Source organism: Thioalkalivibrio sp. ALJT (assembly GCF_000381825.1).
Taxonomy (GTDB): Bacteria; Pseudomonadota; Gammaproteobacteria; order Ectothiorhodospirales; family Ectothiorhodospiraceae; genus Thioalkalivibrio.
On record NZ_KB907121.1, the window covers coordinates 72,414 to 87,441 of the forward strand.

General features: G+C 64.6%; 15 protein-coding genes. 6 read left to right on the forward strand and 9 right to left on the reverse strand.

Translation table 11 applies throughout. From position 1 onward, the window contains the following. Positions 1-12 precede the first annotated feature (12 nt). Positions 13-315 carry a DUF1244 domain-containing protein gene (locus G332_RS0100365; RefSeq protein WP_019625006.1) on the forward strand — a complete coding sequence of 101 codons (303 nt, stop codon included), beginning with the start codon at positions 13-15 and terminating at the stop codon, positions 313-315. Continuing rightward, positions 308-1,456 carry a ribonuclease D gene (rnd, locus tag G332_RS0100370; RefSeq protein WP_019625007.1) on the forward strand — a complete coding sequence of 383 codons (1,149 nt, stop codon included), beginning with the start codon at positions 308-310 and terminating at the stop codon, positions 1,454-1,456. Before G332_RS0100365 ends, rnd begins: the two co-directional genes overlap by 8 nt. Before the next feature lie 24 nt (positions 1,457-1,480). Here the strand turns inward: rnd and G332_RS0100375 are convergent, their stop codons facing one another. Next, positions 1,481-1,924, reverse strand: coding sequence for a hypothetical protein (locus G332_RS0100375; RefSeq protein WP_019625008.1), 444 nt, complete (start codon positions 1,922-1,924; stop codon positions 1,481-1,483). A gap of 136 nt (positions 1,925-2,060) precedes the next feature. Here G332_RS0100375 and G332_RS13130 point away from each other — a divergent pair, with 136 nt between their 5' ends. Continuing rightward, positions 2,061-2,618 carry a SprT-like domain-containing protein gene (locus tag G332_RS13130; RefSeq protein WP_081619733.1) on the forward strand — a complete coding sequence of 186 codons (558 nt, stop codon included), beginning with the start codon at positions 2,061-2,063 and terminating at the stop codon, positions 2,616-2,618. Positions 2,619-2,832: 214 nt separating this feature from the next. Here the strand turns inward: G332_RS13130 and G332_RS0100385 are convergent, their stop codons facing one another. Beyond that, positions 2,833-4,080: a 3-deoxy-D-manno-octulosonic acid transferase gene (locus tag G332_RS0100385; RefSeq protein WP_019625010.1), complete on the reverse strand. Its 1,248-nt coding sequence runs from the start codon at positions 4,078-4,080 to the stop codon at positions 2,833-2,835. Positions 4,081-4,100: 20 nt separating this feature from the next. Here G332_RS0100385 and lpxL point away from each other — a divergent pair, with 20 nt between their 5' ends. Further along, positions 4,101-5,030 carry an LpxL/LpxP family Kdo(2)-lipid IV(A) lauroyl/palmitoleoyl acyltransferase gene (gene lpxL / locus G332_RS0100390; protein WP_081619734.1) on the forward strand — a complete coding sequence of 310 codons (930 nt, stop codon included), beginning with the start codon at positions 4,101-4,103 and terminating at the stop codon, positions 5,028-5,030. A gap of 13 nt (positions 5,031-5,043) precedes the next feature. Here lpxL and G332_RS0100395 read toward each other — a convergent pair whose 3' ends face one another. Both G332_RS0100395 and G332_RS0100400 read right to left on the reverse strand, forming a co-directional pair. Beyond that, positions 5,044-5,958, reverse strand: coding sequence for a mitochondrial fission ELM1 family protein (locus G332_RS0100395; RefSeq protein WP_369699368.1), 915 nt, complete (start codon positions 5,956-5,958; stop codon positions 5,044-5,046). A gap of 73 nt (positions 5,959-6,031) precedes the next feature. After that, positions 6,032-6,703 carry a 2OG-Fe(II) oxygenase gene (locus G332_RS0100400; protein ID WP_019625013.1) on the reverse strand — a complete coding sequence of 224 codons (672 nt, stop codon included), beginning with the start codon at positions 6,701-6,703 and terminating at the stop codon, positions 6,032-6,034. 278 nt (positions 6,704-6,981) lie between these two features. Here G332_RS0100400 and G332_RS12575 point away from each other — a divergent pair, with 278 nt between their 5' ends. Beyond that, complete coding sequence (locus tag G332_RS12575; protein WP_051080512.1) at positions 6,982-8,133, forward strand: glycosyltransferase family 4 protein; 1,152 nt, start codon at positions 6,982-6,984, stop codon at positions 8,131-8,133. Positions 8,134-8,249: 116 nt separating this feature from the next. On the opposite strand, the gene G332_RS0100410 is transcribed toward G332_RS12575, so the two are convergent. After that, positions 8,250-9,503: an O-antigen ligase gene (locus G332_RS0100410; protein ID WP_019625015.1), complete on the reverse strand. Its 1,254-nt coding sequence runs from the start codon at positions 9,501-9,503 to the stop codon at positions 8,250-8,252. A 185-nt stretch (positions 9,504-9,688) separates the two neighbouring features. Between G332_RS0100410 and G332_RS0100415 the strand changes: the two genes are divergently transcribed. Further along, positions 9,689-10,519 (forward strand): hypothetical protein, encoded by an 831-nt coding sequence (locus G332_RS0100415; protein ID WP_231362862.1) that lies wholly within the window; start codon positions 9,689-9,691, stop codon positions 10,517-10,519. Between the two features lie 41 nt (positions 10,520-10,560). On the opposite strand, the gene asnB is transcribed toward G332_RS0100415, so the two are convergent. The 4 genes from asnB to G332_RS0100435 all read right to left on the reverse strand — a co-directional run bounded on the left by asnB (position 10,561) and on the right by G332_RS0100435 (position 15,018). Then, positions 10,561-12,402 (reverse strand): asparagine synthase (glutamine-hydrolyzing), encoded by a 1,842-nt coding sequence (asnB, locus tag G332_RS0100420; protein WP_026340476.1) that lies wholly within the window; start codon positions 12,400-12,402, stop codon positions 10,561-10,563. Continuing rightward, the gene (locus G332_RS0100425; protein ID WP_019625018.1) at positions 12,403-13,482 is read right to left on the reverse strand and encodes a glycosyltransferase; all 1,080 of its coding nucleotides are present in this window, start codon (positions 13,480-13,482) and stop codon (positions 12,403-12,405) included. Positions 13,483-13,858: 376 nt separating this feature from the next. Then, on the reverse strand, positions 13,859-14,080 hold the full coding sequence (locus G332_RS0100430) for a zinc-finger domain-containing protein (protein ID WP_019625019.1): 222 nt from the start codon (positions 14,078-14,080) through the stop codon (positions 13,859-13,861). Positions 14,081-14,097: 17 nt separating this feature from the next. Beyond that, positions 14,098-15,018, reverse strand: coding sequence for a branched-chain amino acid transaminase (locus G332_RS0100435; RefSeq protein ID WP_019625020.1), 921 nt, complete (start codon positions 15,016-15,018; stop codon positions 14,098-14,100). Positions 15,019-15,028 lie beyond the last annotated feature (10 nt).

Here is a 15,028-nt window from a genome sequence, read left to right on the forward strand (position 1 = left end):
AAGGAGCCCGCAGTGAATCCAAACAAGCAAACCGAGATCGAAGCCGCCGTTTTCCGCCGCCTGCTGCAGCACCTGGACGAACGCAAGGACGTGCAGAACATCGACCTGATGAATCTGGCCGGGTTCTGCCGCAACTGTCTGTCCAAGTGGTATGTCGCCGCCGCCGAGGAACGCGGCGAGGCCATCGGCTACGAGGATGCCCGCGAGATCGTCTACGGCATGCCCTACAGCGAATGGAAGGATCGCTACCAGCAGGAAGCAACACCCGCACAGAAGGCCGCCTTCGAAGCCAGCCAGAAGACGCCTGATGCGTGACCACGGCCTGATTGAACACAAGGACGACCTTCAGGCCTTCCTCGACGCGATTGCGGGGGCCGACTGGGTCGCGCTGGACACCGAGTTCATGCGCGAGAAGACCTACTACCCCCGGCTGTGCCTGATCCAGCTGGCCACCCTCGACCAGATCGCCTGTGTGGACCCACTGAAGGTGGATATCCGGCAACTGGAACCACTGCTGTTCGATGCCGACGTCACCAAGGTCTTTCACTCGGCCTCGCAGGACCTCGAGGTCCTCTATCGCGAATTCGCACGCGTGCCGGCACCGGTGTTCGATACCCAGATCGCCGCAGGGCTGCTCGGGCATGGCGAACAAATCGGCTACGCCAACCTGGTCAAGGCCCTGCTCGACCGCGAACTGGACAAGAGCCAGACCCGTACCGACTGGGCGCGGCGCCCCCTGAGCGAGCAACAGGTCCGTTACGCCGCGGACGACGTACGCTTCCTGGCGACGGTCTACATGCGCCTGGTGCACGAGCTCGAAAGCCTCGACCGCATGCACTGGCTGAGCCCGGAGATGGAGGCCCTGAGCAACCCGACCCTGTACGAACCGGCCCCGGAGAATGCGTGGCAACGGGTGTCCGGTGCCAAGCGCCTGAAGCCGCGCGAGCGCGGGGTGCTCAAGGTCGTCGCGGCCTGGCGCGAGCGCGCCGCACAGGAAAGCGACCGGCCAAGGCGCTGGATCCTGGCCGACGACATCCTGATCGACATTGCCCGGCGCACGCCGCAGGACCTCGACGGCCTGCGCCAGCTACGCGGCTTCCCCGATGGCATGAAGGCCCCGCGCCAGGAGGCACTTCTGCAAGCGATCCGGGAGGGTCAGGCGCTGCCCCGCGAGGCATGGCCGCAACTACCGGAAAAGGCCCGACTCACCGAGGCCGAAGAGGTCCTCGTAGATATCGGCATGGCCCTGCTGCGCGAGTGCGCACGGAGCAACCAGATCACCGCCAGCGCCATCGCGCAGCGCAAGGATGTCATTGAACTGCTTCGGGGAGACGGAACAACCAGCCGCCTGAGCAGTGGCTGGCGCCTCGAGATCGCCGGGCGCCGCATACGCCGCTGGTTTGCCGGCGAGGACGCGCTGAGCTGCTCGGGCGACGGCCTTGTGATCCAGTCATGAACCGTCGCCCGAGTACAAAGGGCCTTACGCGCTCTGGTAGACCCCCCGACGCGGCGACGTCAGGCGGCCCTGACGCTTCAGGTAGGCCAGCGTCTGACTGATGTTCTTGGTATCCAGGCCGGCCTTTTCAGCCTGCGCCTTGATCTCCTGGGTGCCCATCTCGGGTTTGGAGGCGACGATCTCGCACAGCTTCTGGCTGATGGATTCCCCGCCCGCACGCCGCCCGCGCTGCCCGCCGCCCGTGCCGACCCGGCCCACACGGCCACCCAGCTCGCGAATCTGGCGCTCCAGCTCGCTGAGTTCCTTGCGATGGCGCGCCAGCATTTCCTTGCGCTGCTCCATCAGCTTTTCACGCTGCTGGCGGCGCTCGGCCTCCTTGCGCTCGGCCTCTTCCTTTTCTCGCTGACGGGCAAGGGCGTAAAGTTCTTCCGCCGACAGGTCGGCCGCCTTTTTACTTTCAATACTCATACAAAACTCCCGGGCTCTGAAAAATATTCGATAATGAAACCATGCACCGCGCACTCCGGTACGCGAACTTTTCCGGGGACACACCGATCGACGCATCCCGGTTCAAAATTAAACTTGCCCATGCCAGGCCGGTCTCATGGAACAACGCCACAAAGATTATTACAAAAACAGCAACACAAAAACCCCGAAAGCTGCGCTTTGCGAAAAAGGCGAGACCCTCATACGCGCAGAAGTCGTACGCCTTTTTCGAAAGTTCATGCCCTTGCAGGAAACAGCTGTTCCTGCAATCCACTTCAATCTTAAAGGTCGTGCCGCCGGACAATGGCGCCTGCAGGGTGGCCAGGAGATGCTTCGCTTCAATCCCGAAGCCTTCGTACTGGACTGGGAAAGGCACTTCCCCGAGACCGTCGCGCACGAAGTCGCACACGCACTGATTTATCGCCGTTACGGCGCGCGCCGGGTACGACCACACGGGAAGGAATGGCAACAACTGATGCAGGCGATGGGGGTTGCCCGCCCCCGGGTCACACACACAACACCCCTGACAGCGCGCAAGATGCGCGAATACCTGTACGAATGCAGTTGCAGCCGCCACACCCTGAGCGCGCGACGGCATTATCTGATTCGCGAGCGGGGATATCGGTACCAGTGCCGGCAATGCGGGGAATGGCTCACCCACGTGCGAACACCATGATGGCTTCGCTCAGGGAGACGCTGATTGAAGCCATCCCGGTATGCCGAGTCGCACGCGGCGCTGGTGCTTGTTGCATGGCCTTGCGCTGAAAAAAGCGCCTCACGCTCCCACTACGCTCGCGACGATCGCCCAAACCCGACAGGCTCAGGCGCCTGGCGACGACCACGGCACGGCAGTCGCCGCGCCTTGTTTACATGCAAAAGCCACGCAGTCTTCAGCCGTGTCTTTCCAGGTACTGAAGCAGGCGTCCGGTCGCACCCTGATGCGACTGCAGGAACGCCTCCGAGCGAGCCCGCAAGGCGTCACGTTCATCGGCACCCAGCGCCAGCAGGGCGCGGATCTTTGCGATAACCTCGGCCGCATCACCAGCACGCTGCAGCACATCTGCCGCCTGCATGGACGCGACCAGTTGTTCAAAGTTATCCACATGCGGCCCGATCACGACAGGGCAGTGCCATAAGACGGCCTCCAGCGGGTTGTGTCCTCCCACCGGCACCAGTGACCCGCCGACGAAGGCCACGTCGGCCAGGCCAAAAAAGCGTTTGAGCTCGCCCAGGGTATCCAACAGCCACACCTGCGTGGCAGGGCCGGGACCGCCCTCACTGCGGCGCACGAAGGACTCACCGGCACGTTCGAGCAAGTCCGCGACCTCGCCAAAACGCTGCGGGTGGCGCGGCGCGATAATGGTCAGGAGGTCCGGATATTTACTCCGCAGTGCGCGCAGCCCCGGCAACAGCCTCGCCTCTTCGTCCACATGGGTGCTGGCGAGAATGACCACCGGTCGCGCCGCCACCCATGCGCGCAAGGTATCGACCTCAGCGCGATCCTCCCGGCCAATGAGGACATCAAACTTGATGTCGCCATTCACCGTGACCCGATCGGCCATAGCCCCCAGCTCGACGAATCGGTTGCGGTCAAGCGCGTTGCGGCAGGCGATCCAGTCGAACCGGCGCAACGCCGGCCCGATAAGACGGGGAATACGCGCATAGCGCCGCGCAGAACGTCCGGAGAGCCGCGCGTTGGCCAGCACCACCGGGACCCGGGCCCGCCAGGCCGCGGCCAGCAGGTTGGGCCAGATCTCGGTCTCCATCACCACCACACAGCGAGGGCGCACCGCCCGCAGAAAGCGACGCTGCAGCCAGGGCAGATCCAGCGGCAGAAATCGGTGGGTGACCTGCCCGCCCAGACGCTCCGCCAGCATGGCCGCTCCGGTGGGGGTGGTGGTCGTTACCAGTGGCCGCACCCCGCTCGCCAGCAGGCCACGAATCAGCGGCTCCGCCGCCAGGACCTCGCCAACCGAGACCGCGTGGATCCACACCGGCGCGGGCGCGGGCATCGCCGCCCAGCCCATGATCTCGCCCAGACGCACGCGCACCGGCGCGCGGCGACTGCGCAAAAGGTGCCGAATCAGCAGCAGGGGGCTCAGCAACGCCAGCAGCGCCGTGTAGACTACGCGGGTCATTCGCAGGGAGACTCCGATCCGTGACGGTACGGCCCGAACCACCGACCACGACCGAACACCCGCCCCGCGGCCCATCCACCTGGCCCATGTGGATGGTGATCGGCCTGGCGCGACTCCTCATCCGGCTGCCCATTCGCTGGCAACAGACCCTGGGTCGCGGCATGGGACGGCTGTTCTACCGCCTGGGTCATCAGCGTCGGGCCATTGCCCGCACGAACCTGACGCTGTGCTTTCCCGACCAGCCGGCCGAGCGCCGCGAACAATGGCTGCACGAACACTTCGAGGCGGCCGGGATCGGCATACTGGAGATGGCCCTGGCCTGGTGGGGGCGCGACGCGCAGTTCAATGGGCATTACACCATCCATGGGCTGGAACATCTGGACCGGGCACTGGAGCAGGGCCAGGGCGCCCTGCTGGTGAGCGCCCATTTCACCACACTCGAGCTTTGCGGGCGCCTGCTCGCCCTGCATCGACCGTTCGCCGCGATGTACCGCCCCAGCGAACGTCCGCTGATCAATCATCTGTTCAAGGTTAATCGCAATCGGCATACCGCCGGCGTCATCGCACGCGACGACGTCAAGGAGCTGCTGCGCACCCTGCGCAGAAACACGCCGGTATGGTACGCACCCGACCAGGCGACCACCGGCCGTCAGACCGAGCTGGTCCCGTTTTTTGGTGAGCCGGCCAACACCCAGACGGCCACGCACCGCATCGCCCGCATCAGCGGCGCCCCGGTCCTGCCCTTCTTCGGATACCGCCGGGACGACGGCCACTACGTCGTGACCATCCACCCTCCGGTGGAAGACTTCCCCACCGAGGACGCCTACGCCGACACCCTCTGCATCAATCAGCTCATCGAACAGGCGGTGATGGATGCCCCGGGCCAGTATTTCTGGACCCACAAGCGCTTCAAGAAACGCCCGGGCCTTCCCGACCCCTACACGCGCTGAGTCCCCCGCTGGATCAGTCCGACAGCCCCAGCACACCCCGGATGTGCGCCGCGACCTTCGGCGTATCATCCACCGGCGTATAGGACCACTGATCGAGCTCACCGGTGAATGGCCGAGTCACGCCTTCCGCCTCCAGCGCCGCATGGAAGGCCCGCAGGCGCTGGCCAAGCGGCCCCAGCGCCACGGTATAGACAGGCACACCCGTAGCGGCTGCCTCGGATACCATGGACACGGAATCGGCACTGACCACAATGTGGTCGGCATTCGCCAGCATGGCCATGTAGGGGTTTTCCCCCGCCCCGTCCCAGACAAACCCCGGGACCTCCGCCAGCCCCTCCACCAGACGCCGGGTACTGGCCTCCCCCGTGCGCCGCGAAGGCGTCACCAGCACACTGCCACCGGCCCTGGCCGAGGCCTCGCGCAGATCCCGGACCAGACGGTCCAGCCGCTCCTGCCCCAGGTCGCCACGCTGGGTCTCGCCACCGACCAGTACCGCAATCCAGGGCCTGGGAAAGGCGGCCCAGGCCTCGCCCGGAGCGGCCCGTGCGGCATCGAGCCCCTCGGCGGTGACCCGATGCAGGGCACCGCGCGTCGCAATCACATTGGGGCCCGCCAGCCCGTCATGACGCGGCGGCACCACCCAGTCGAAATGGCGGGGAGCGATCTGCGGGTCCTGCACATGGACGGTGGTGATGGCACCACCACTGGCACGCTTCAGCGCCACCGCCACCATCGCACTGCGACGGCCGCAAGAGATCAGCAGCCGCGGCCACGGCGGCTCCAGAGCATCGCTGTCAGCGGTCAGGCCCCGCAGCACACCCGGGGCAAAGGAGCCGGGCATCCAGCGCCAGGGGCGGCGCAGGGTCACGGTCTTGTGCTCGTAGGGCAGTCCAACAGCCTCGGCCAGGCCGCGGACCTGGCTGGTCATCCCGGCTTCACCGGTGGTCAGGGTCCAGCAGGGGACCGAACTCACAGCGAGGAAATCACCGCCCGGCGTGCCGTCATGCCGGCACGCCGCGTTGCACCGGGGTGTCGGGAGAGGCCAGCTCGTGCCGATTGCGCCACTCTTCGGTGACGTAGTTGATAATCAGGGACCGGCGCACGCCTTCGAGCGGACGCCGATGATAGCCGTGCCAGGTGTTATCGGCCGGCACAAATACCAGGGCGCTGTTGTAAGTCCCGGGGGCGGTCTCGTAGTGCGTGTCGGCGTCCACGTACACATCCGTGCCCCAGTTCTCGTAGCCCGGATCGGTGGACAGGTACAGCAGCATGGTGAATTTCTTCACACCCAGGTCCGTGTGTGGTGCCAACCAGAAACCCTCGGTATCCAGACAGTGCTCGATGCGCAGGTAATTGCCGCTCACGTCCACGCCACACACCTCAAAGATCGCATCCAGCACCTGCGGACTCTCGAAGGCCGCCGCAACGCTCTCGCAGACCTCGAAGGCCTTCCGATTCTCGGCGTCGAAGAAGCGGCGGGAGCTGTTGTGCGTCTCGCGCTTGCCCTCGGTATCGCCGATCGCCGGCGGCGCGAACGGCAGCGCCTCGACCGCGCGCGCGGCCGCCTCCGGCAACACCGCCTGCGGATACCAGCGCCGATACGGGTATGCCTCCGACGCTGCCCGCCGCAGCGATGCCTCGACCTGCTCTGCCACCTCTGCAAACGGGTTCATGCCTTTCCTCGAAAAATCAAAAATTTTTGATCGTTCGATTGTAAAGCAACGGGCACAATGACCAAAATGCCCCGAGACCCGAATTGCCGGGAGCCCGCGCGTTTGAGAACGGATCCACAGCGCGCACGGGAGAACCACCGCTTTCTCCCTTCCAGCGCACGGCAATGCACACAACCTTCACCACGCATGTCCGTTCGCACGTGCGCCGATATCCGTGCGTCAGCACGAGCGTGTACATTACCCGGGTGTTTCCCTGGAACCCGCCGGCACCCCCGATCATGCATGCGATCCTGCAAGTAGTTCCCGCCCTGGAATCCGGGGGGGTTGAGCGAGGCACACTGGAGATCGCCCGGGCGATCCACGCAGCCGGCCATCGCTCCATTGTGATGTCCGCGGGTGGGGGCCTGGTCGCGCCTCTGGAATCACAGGGAAGCGAACACATTACATGGCCCGTTGGCAGAAAATCGCTACGATCCCTCCGCCTCGTGCGGCCGCTGCGCGACTTCATACGCGAGCAAGGCATTGAGCTGATTCACGCGCGTTCCCGCGTACCCGCCTGGATTGTCTGGCGAGCATTACAGGGGATGCGGACTGACGAACGCCCTGCTTTTGTTACAACCTTCCATGGTTTCTACAGCCCGGGACGGTACAGCTCGGTCATGACGCGAGGAGACCGTGTGATCGCCGTCTCCAACAGCATCGCAGAATACATTCAGCAACATTATCCGGCCTGCCCGCCGGAACGCATTCACATCATCCACCGCGGGGTCGATCCAGCGGAATTCCCCCATGGTTACGCACCTGCGGAGGCGTGGAAGGAGACATTCCTGCGGTCACTGCCAGAGCACGCCAGGGGCCGTGCACTGCTGACCCTCCCCGGGCGCATTACCCGCTGGAAGGGGCAGCTGGATTTCATAGAGGTCATCGACGCCCTCATACGGGAGGACCACCCCGTACACGGGCTCCTCGTGGGCGGAACCGAGCGGCGCCGACGGCGCTACGAACTCGAGATCCGAAAGGCAATTTCGGAAAGGGGGCTGGACAGCCACATCACCTGGCTGGGGCAGCGGTCGGATTTGCGTGAAATCATGACCGTCTCATTCGCCGTTCTCTCCCTCTCCCGCGATCCCGAGGCCTTCGGACGGGTATCCCTCGAGGCCCTGTCGCTTGGTCGCCCTGTCGTTGCCTACGCACACGGGGGCGTTGGTGAACAAATGGCGGCCCTGTTCCCGCAAGGCGGCGTCCCGCCCCGCAATCCTCGGGAAGCGACGCGCATCCTGTCCGATTGGCTGAAGCATTACTCACCGCCCACTCCGGCTCCGCTGACCCGCTTCACCCTGCAGCAAATGCAACGGGAAACGCTCGGCGTGTACGACCGGCTGTTCCAGCCCGAATCGTTCATGAATTCGCGCGATGATCGCGCAGGATAGTGACACAGCGGGGCGTGCCCGAGGCAGCGCCGTATCGAGCTGTATGGCCTCCTGAAGATACCCCCTCTGCGGACAAGGTACCCGCGAGGGCACGTGCAATTCATGGATCCTTCGGGCTAAGGCCCCGGCGGATCTGGAGCGGATCGGCCCGGCGTGTGGAAGAGCGGTGCCAGAGCCACCGCGAGCACAAGCCAGAGGACCGCGGCGGTATACGAACTGTAGACAGTCCAGTGCGCATTCAGGGGATTGAGCGCGGAAAAAATGGCGATCCCCGCCATGACGAACAGGGGGATGTGCGCTCCGGAGCCCACGGCGTGGCGCCACAACGCGAGGAGGACCCCGAGTAGTGCCATGAGATAGGCCGCAAGCCCGACCAGTCCGGTGGAAACCCAGACGTCAAGAAGATACAGATGGGTGTGCGAAAACGCCCCATCGGCATACCCCCGCTCCTTGGCAACAGGCTCCACGCCTCGTACCCCGACCCCGCGTAGCGGTTCATCCTCGATCACCCGCCAGGATGCAAGCCAGATGGTTCCCCGGTTTGCGGTCGCCTGATCCAGACCCTCGACACTGAACGCCGCCATCCCGGAGATCACGGCCAGGCGATCACGCGTCTCGGGAGATGCCCAGAGAGCACCCGCCACGCCCAAGATCAGGGCCACGACCAACGCGAACACCATGCGCGCTCGCAGGCGATAAAACCCGACCAGAAAGACTCCATAGACCAGCAGCGTGACGGCTGCAGCCAGCATGCCTGCGCGCGACCCGGAAAGGAGGATCGCGATCACGACCACCAGAGGCAGAAGCGCCGCAAGCCGGTTGGACGCAGCCAGCCGCCGCGACGCCTCCAGAACAAACGGCAGAAGATGAGCCAGTACAACCCCCATGCGCAAAGTCGGGTGAAACAGACCATCGATGCGACGTCCATCGTAGGGGTAGCCCACGATGTTACTGCCCGCAAGGAACTGCAGAATCCCGTCCAGAGACCAGAACACCGCAAGCGCCAGCACCACGTACAAAAGCGCGTTCGTCAGCTCGCGGCGGCGCGCTACCCAGAGAATCGGGATGATGGCCATCGCAAACAGGGGGTAAGTCAGCGCGGTTCGCAAAGCACGATCAAAATCAACCGCAACCGTCAGCGCGAACACCTGAGGCAACCAGAGGGCCAGGAGCAGCACCAGGGCCCAGCGCATCCATCGCTCCCGCCAGAGCGTTGCAGGGTACGTCGCAACAAGGCCCATGCCCACAAGGGCCAGGATGGCCAGCGGAACAAACACCCCGTGACCAAACGGCAACAGGAACAGGGCCAGCACCGTCAACCCCACCACAAACAGCAAGTGCCAGTCGCGTTGTGCAGCCCTTCCATCCATACCCGATTTTCCTGATTCTCTCCGCAGGCCGCCGCTCACCATACCTGACCTCCCCTCATCCAGTCGTCTCCAGCGCCTGACACCCGGCACGCTTTCGGCGACAATCCGTGACCAGACTTCGCATGCGCTGCCTCGCTCATTGCCGGCATCGTCGCCCGGGACAGCCCCGGAAGGATCCACGACCTATGGAACAGAACCACCGGGGCCTCGAAGCCTCCGTATCGCATCCGAGACAAGTGCTCTGCATGAAATGGGGGACTCTGTACGGTCCGGAGTACGTGAACCGGCTGTATGCGAGTGTGCGCCGGCAGGTGAGCGGCCCCCTGCGCTTCGTTTGTCTTACAGACGATGCAAACGGCATACGCGAAGAGGTCGAGACACACCCGTGTCCGGAGATCGCGATCCCCGAACCATGGCGCAATACGACGTGGCGAAAAATGGCCCTTTACCTGGAGCCGTCCGCGCTCGCCAACCTCGAAGGTGACTGGCTGTTCCTCGATCTGGATGTCGTGATCACCGGGCGGCTTGACCCGCTTTTCGAGTACGCGCCGGATCACCCGTTCGTGGTCATGCAGAACTGGACCCAGCGCGGCAAGGGCATCGGGAACACCTCGGTTTTTCGGTTCCGGATGAACACGCACGGCTACCTGCTCGAGAGGCTCCTTGAGGACTTTCCAGGCTATCTCGAGCGTGACCGCAACGAGCAGACGTACATCAGCCGCGAGATCAACTCCCTGCAGTTCTGGCCGGATGCCTGGTGCGTGCTATTCAAGGTGCATTGCGTACCGGCCTGGCCCTTGCGCCTGTGGCGCACACCCGCGATTCCCGAAGGCGCAAGGGTGGTGGCATTCCCCGGTTCACCGAATCCTCCCGACGCGCTTCAGGGGAAGTGGCCAGAAAAACGCTGGCGGAAGAGGCTCTACAAAAAGATCCAGCCCGCCAGCTGGATCGAGACCTACTGGACCCGATCCGAAGAACTCCTGGCCAAGGAGACCGGGGAAAAAGCAGAAGCCTGACCCGCCAGCAGGGCGCGGCCCGGTTTCATTCCAGCCGGCTCTCATTCCAGCAGCCAGGCGAGGGGTTCCGCCTGCCGGGGCGGCGCTTCGCCCGAGCGTTCGATGAACAGCTTTGACCAGATCGCGAACTGCACCAGTGCAGCCAGGGGCTCAACCAGTCGCCTGTCGAGCGGCCCTGAGGCTTTCAGACTGGACGCCAGGGCCTGCATATCCAGTAGCGGCTGCAAGGCCGCTGAACGGGTCAGGGCCAACAGCAACTGCTGACGATCCAGGGACTGCACCCAATCCACGACGGGCACCGAGAACCCCCGCTTGCGACCCTTCGAATTCACGCCCGCTTGCGCCTGCAGCCAGGCACGGGGCACCTGCTTGCCGATACGCCCCTGAATCTTGATCGGGGCCGGCAGGGACAAACCGAACAGGACCAGCTCGTGATCCAGGAACGGTACGCGGCCTTCGACACCCTGCGCCATCAACATCCGGTCGGCCTTGGTCAGCAGATCGTCGGCCAGCCAGGTCTGCATATCGGTGAGCTGTAGCTTTTGCAGGTCATCCAGGCCCTGTGTCTCCCGCCACTCTTGCTGAAAAGGCGCGCGCCAGCCCTGGTGCATCTGGCGCCGCCAGTCCGGTCTCAGCAAGGCTGCCGGCAATGCCTTGTCGAATCGCCCGCGCGTGCGAAACCCACCACTTCCGGGGGCACGCAGCGAATGCAGCCAGCGCTGCAAGCGCGGCATCCGATAACGCCCGTATCCCGCGAAGACTTCATCCCCGCCCTCGCCTGTCAGCACAACCTTGTGTGACGCCGACGCCGCTGCGGACGCCAGGAGCAACGTGGGCAAGGAGGCGAAATCCCCCATCAACTCGTCCGCCGCCCAGGTGGCATACACCAGATGGTCAAACAGCTCGATCGGGTTCGCCCTGACCAGGTCCAGCTCGATGCCGCAGGTCTGTGCGATCTCCATCGCAGCCACCGACTCGTCCTGCACCGACTGACTCTCGAAGCCCATACTCCAGGCTCGCGGCCGGCCGTTCGGGGCAGGCTGGCGCGCCAGCTGCATTGCGAGGATGCTGGAATCCACACCCCCCGACAGAAACAGGCCGACCGGCACATCGGCACGCAAGTGCTCGGTCACGGCACGCTGCATCAACTGATCGAAGCGCTCGACCGCGTCGGTCAGGTGCCCGGCAAAAACGGGCTCACGAGCAACCGCATCCGCCAGGCACCACCAGGACGAGAGCGCAATCTTTCCGCGGGCATCGACGGTCAAACGCCCACCTGGCGGTACGCGCTTGATCCTTCTGAATGCAGTCTGACCACCACTGGCAAAGTTGATCTGAAGAAAGCGCCCGACCGCCGCATCTTCGACCTCCGGGGCGCCCCCCGACAGCGGCAGGAGGGCCTTCGTCTCCGAGGCAAATGCGATGCCGCCGGGCACCTCCATGTAATACAGCGGCTTGATACCAAACCGATCCCGCACCAGCGTCAGACAGCGGGTCGTTTGATCAAACAACGCCAGCGCAAACATCCCCTTCAGGTGAGCGGCAAAGCCCCCCGGGTCTCGCTCGGCCAGCGGGAGGATCACCTCACAATCGGATCGGGTGGAAAACCGCACCCCCTCGGCGCACAGGGACGCTCGCAGCTCCGGGTGGTTATAGATCTCGCCATTGGCGACCAGGATGCGCTCGCGGTCCTGGCTGAGAAGTGGCTGCTGCCCCTGTTCCAGATCGATGATGGACAACCGCGCATGCAGCAGCGCCACATCCTGGTCGACGAAGTGGCCCTGTCCGTCGGGGCCTCGGTGAGCCAGTGCCTGCAACATCGGCATGACACCGGGCAACGAGACCGGGCGGCCTGGCGTGTACACCCCGGCTATCCCACACATTCAGCGAAACTTCTCCAACAGCTGCCGATACAGGCCCCGGTAGGCCTGCACAATGGCCCGTTCGCTAAAGCGCGCATCCAGCGTGCGCAGGCCCTGCTCGATCAGCCCCTCCCGCTGGGAAGGCGCCGCCGACAGGAGGGTCTGTATTTGCGCGGTCATCTGCTCGGGATCGTCGATATCGCACAGCAGGCCCGACACCCCGTCCTCGATGAGCTCCAGCGCACCATGGGTCCGGGTTGAGACGACCGGGCAACGATGCGCCCAGGCCTCCAGCAGGACATTGCCCAGCGGTTCATGCCGCGACGGACACACCATCAGGTCGGCCAGATAAAAGTAAGGGCTCGGATTCGGTTGCCAGCCCAGCCAATGGATCCGGCTGGCCGCCCCGGAGTCTCTGGCCTGGGTCTGCAATTCGGTCTTCAATGGCCCATCGCCCGCCAGCAACAGGTGCACCGGCCGCCCCCCCGCGACGGACGGGAGACGTTCGACGGCACGGATCAACGTGTCGAAGCCCTTGTTTTCGTGCAGCCGACCGAGAGAAAACACGATCAGCGCATCGGCCGGAATACCCCGCTCGCGCCGCAACGCCTGCAACTGAAACTCGCTGGCCGGAGCCGGCATGGTCACAAAGTTCCCGATACACGAGATACGCGACGCCGGGATACCCGACCGGACCAGAAAATCACAGATCGCCCGGGTGTTCCCGACCAGCGCGTGGGCATGGCGGTATCGGCCCGGCTCGTAAAACCCGCCAAGCCGCGCCACATGCACGGGGAGCCGGGCAGGACTCAGGCGCACGGACCGGGTCGCACGCCCCATCCAGGTCTGCACGATATCCGGCCGCGAACGCCGAACAAGCCGCGCTAGGGCCAGGCGGGAAAAGGGGTCGTACACACTGCGCATGGCACGGGTCTCGACCGGAGGGGACAAGCTCGCATTCAGCGCACTGGAAGGAGGAGTGACTGCGACGGAAGAAAGGCCCTCGGCACGATTGAAGGCCTCATGCAGGCGGATGAAAAATCCTTCCGCCCCGCCCAGCTTCTTACTGCCAATGATCTGCAGTGTGCGGATGTCCTGCATCGCCGCGCCGCCTCATGCCGGTATGACCATCCTCGAAAACAGGGCGAAACGCACACCAGGACAATGCCCCTGGAACATGCGCACGCCGGACCGAAACCACCGCGGCGGTACCCCATGCACTGGAAGAGGCACCCCGCCGGGGGGAGCCCGCTGGCCGTACACACCCGCGGCTCTTCGCCTCTGCCCCCGGCCCGGGCGCCATGACCGCCGTGCACGCGTTCCTTGTTCACGAAGTACTGACGATGCATGGTCGGGTATTGCCTTGCGTGGGCAAAGGATCCACAGCCTGCTTCGGGAGCAACGGCCCTTGCTGTCGTCGGTTCCGGCAGCATGTCCCTGTGCCGCAGGGGGGGGGGGACGCCGCTCAATCAGCTTTCTAGTCGTCCTTCAGGACATACATCGTGCCGCAGTACGGGCACTGGTAGCGGCCATCCGGGGTCTCTTCGATCGGCAGGAAGACGCGCGGGTGCGAGGCCCACAGCGCCATCTTCGGCGTCGGGCAGTGCAGCGGCAGGTCTTTTTGGGTGACCGTGATCTCCGACTGCGCGTTCGGGGTCTCGTACTGGTCCTGATGATGAGCGGTATCGGGATTGACCATGGTATGTGTCTCGTGTGTCAGAGGTAGGTCAGCCAACCGTCATGCTGACGGTCGCGGCCCTGTACAACGTCGAAGTAGCGCGCTTGCAGGCGTTCGGTGATCGGGCCGCGGGTACCCGAGCCGATGGGACGATCGTCGACCTCGCGGATCGGGGTCACCTCGGCAGCGGTGCCGGTAAAGAAGGCCTCGTCGGCGATATAGACCTCGTCGCGGGTGATCCGCTTCTCCACTACGCGCAGGCCTTCCTCCTCGGCCAGGGTAATCACCGTGCGCCGGGTGATGCCGTCCAGTGCGGAGGTCAGGTCCGGGGTGAACAGCACGCCATCACACACCAGGAAGATGTTCTCGCCACTGCCCTCGGCCACGTAACCTTCGGTGTCCAGCAGCATGGCCTCGTCATAGCCGCAGCGGGTCGCCTCCTGCAGGGCCATCATTGAGTTCATGTAGTTGCCGTTGGCCTTCGCCTTGCACATGGTCACGTTCACGTGGTGCCGGCTGTAGGACGAGGTACGGATGCGGATGCCCTTTTCCATGCCTTCGTCGCCGAGGTAGCTGCCCCAGTGCCAGGCCGCGACCATCGCATGCACATTCAGGTTATCCGCACGCAGGCCCATGCCCTCGGAGCCGAGGAAACACATCGGGCGCAGATAGGCGCTCTCCAGACCGTTATCGCGCACCGAGGCCACCTGCGCCGCATTCAGCTCGTCAGCGGAGTACGGAATCGTCATGCCAAGGATCTTGGCCGAGTTGAACAGGCGCCGGGTGTGGTCCTCGAGGCGAAAGATCGCCGGGCCGCGCTCGGTCCTGTAGGCACGCACGCCCTCGAACACACCCATGCCGTAATGCAGGGTGTGGGTCAGCACGTGGGTCTGCGCCTCGCGCCAGGGCACCATCTGCCCGTCCAGCCAGATCACCCCGTCGCGGTCGGCCATCGACATGTCTTGTATC

Coding starts and splice junctions, on each gene's coding strand:
- G332_RS13130 (WP_081619733.1), top strand. CDS start 2,061: ATGGAACAACGCCACAAAGATTATTACAAAAACAGCAACACAAAAACC.
- G332_RS0100400 (WP_019625013.1), bottom strand. CDS start 6,703: ATGAACCCGTTTGCAGAGGTGGCAGAGCAGGTCGAGGCATCGCTGCGG.
- G332_RS0100435 (WP_019625020.1), bottom strand. CDS start 15,018: ATGTCGATGGCCGACCGCGACGGGGTGATCTGGCTGGACGGGCAGATG.
- G332_RS0100425 (WP_019625018.1), bottom strand. CDS start 13,482: ATGCAGGACATCCGCACACTGCAGATCATTGGCAGTAAGAAGCTGGGC.
- G332_RS0100385 (WP_019625010.1), bottom strand. CDS start 4,080: ATGACCCGCGTAGTCTACACGGCGCTGCTGGCGTTGCTGAGCCCCCTG.
- G332_RS0100410 (WP_019625015.1), bottom strand. CDS start 9,503: ATGGATGGAAGGGCTGCACAACGCGACTGGCACTTGCTGTTTGTGGTG.
- G332_RS0100375 (WP_019625008.1), bottom strand. CDS start 1,924: ATGAGTATTGAAAGTAAAAAGGCGGCCGACCTGTCGGCGGAAGAACTT.
- rnd (WP_019625007.1), top strand. CDS start 308: ATGCGTGACCACGGCCTGATTGAACACAAGGACGACCTTCAGGCCTTC.
- G332_RS0100415 (WP_231362862.1), top strand. CDS start 9,689: ATGGAACAGAACCACCGGGGCCTCGAAGCCTCCGTATCGCATCCGAGA.
- G332_RS0100395 (WP_369699368.1), bottom strand. CDS start 5,958: ATGACCAGCCAGGTCCGCGGCCTGGCCGAGGCTGTTGGACTGCCCTAC.
- G332_RS12575 (WP_051080512.1), top strand. CDS start 6,982: ATGCATGCGATCCTGCAAGTAGTTCCCGCCCTGGAATCCGGGGGGGTT.
- G332_RS0100430 (WP_019625019.1), bottom strand. CDS start 14,080: ATGGTCAATCCCGATACCGCTCATCATCAGGACCAGTACGAGACCCCG.
- asnB (WP_026340476.1), bottom strand. CDS start 12,402: ATGTGTGGGATAGCCGGGGTGTACACGCCAGGCCGCCCGGTCTCGTTG.